Annotated in this window: 2 protein-coding genes; both read right to left on the bottom strand. The window is 65.6% G+C overall.

Annotation, left to right across the window (positions count from 1 at the left end):
• Nucleotides 1–137: 137 nt before the first annotated feature.
• On the bottom strand, nt 138–458 hold the full coding sequence (locus Q0967_RS17265; RefSeq protein WP_298753208.1) for a type II toxin-antitoxin system PemK/MazF family toxin: 321 nt from the start codon (nt 456–458) through the stop codon (nt 138–140).
• A 2-nt stretch (nt 459–460) separates the two neighbouring features.
• Nucleotides 461–694: a YlcI/YnfO family protein gene (locus Q0967_RS17260; RefSeq protein WP_298753210.1), complete on the bottom strand. Its 234-nt coding sequence runs from the start codon at nt 692–694 to the stop codon at nt 461–463.
• Nucleotides 695–1,302: the final 608 nt, after the last annotated feature.

Here is a 1,302-nt window from a genome sequence, read left to right as displayed (position 1 = left end):
CCTGGCCGGGCCCGATCCTGCCGTCAATGAAACACGTAGCCGCGTGGAGGACGGCTACGCTCGTCCGACTTTGCCGCTGGTCGGTTTCCATTCCAGCTCGATCGGAAGGCGTCGTCCCTGGGTTCCCGAAGGTGCGATCACGGCTCATCTAGCAACGGCACCTCGAGGTCGTACGCCAGCACGATGGCTCTTGCAAGGTGACGCTCCTGCTCGGGCGTGAGGAAGCCCAGCGTCCGGCCCAAGAGGTCGGTGGGGATGGTAAGGACGTTGTCGATCGAGACAGCACTGTTGTGGTCCAGCCCGTTGGCACGTCCTACCGGTACTTCGCTGGACAACCCCTTGGTGGTGGACGTGATGGGAGCCACGGTCACCTTGGTCATCACGGCGCGGGCAGTGTCGCGGGTGAGCACCAGGACGGGGCGGGTCTTGTCCAGCCGCGCCAGGCAGATCTCGCGCAAGGTCAGTCGACCAATGTCGCGTGGGCTACGGACCAAGCGACGAGCTCGTCAAGGTCATCGGCCGTGCCCTTCGTTTTCAGGGTCTGGGCGTCCTGCTGCGCGGCTTGCAGGCGCATCTCGCGCTCTAGGGCCGCGGCCACCAGCGCGGCTCGACTGGGAGCCTTGCCACTGGCCACGCTCCGGTCCAGAAAGCGAACCACCTCATCAGGGAGCCGCACCGCGATCTGTGTCGTCATCCCATCAGCATACCATCTAGCATCCCACAACGGGATGCACGACTTTGCCGCGGTGCAGTTAGTGGCGGCGCGGTCGTCAACAGGCTCACGTGCTTCAGCCCACAGACTCGAGTGAGTCCTCTATGTGGCCGAGGAGCTCGTCACCGTATGCGGCTACGTGGCTCAGCGCGGAGCTGCCAGAGGAGTGCAGGTTGATCCACCTGCCGAAGTTGTCTGTGACGGTGACCTCGGTGGCGCCGGTCTCGGAATGACGGGCCAGGTGCGCCAGGTAGGGCCACCGGTCGCGAGACTTCGGGCCCCATTCCCACGCCCCCATGATCCGCAGCCACGCGCGTGAACCGCGCCGCAGGGTCACGGCCTCTCCGGCACTAGAGCCATGTACACGCCACGAGCTGCTTTTCTCCAGGTGGGCCGCCGCAGCCGCCGGCTCAACACCGGCCACCAAGACGGTTCGCCGGTAGAATACTCCACCCTCGCGTCGACCCACCACGGTCGGCGTCCCGTAATCGTGCGAGATGACGGCTTCGTCCCCAGTTGAGTCCCGCATAGTGGTGTAGCGCGGTAGCTGAGGTCGTCGTCTCCGGCGTGTGTGCCGGACGAGGACGCGG

This window comes from uncultured Serinicoccus sp. (genome assembly GCF_947500995.1).
In the GTDB taxonomy this organism is placed as follows: Bacteria; Actinomycetota; Actinomycetes; order Actinomycetales; family Dermatophilaceae; genus Ornithinicoccus.
The sequence above is the reverse complement of the archived record's forward strand: the minus strand, read 5'-3'. Positions and strand labels throughout refer to the sequence as shown.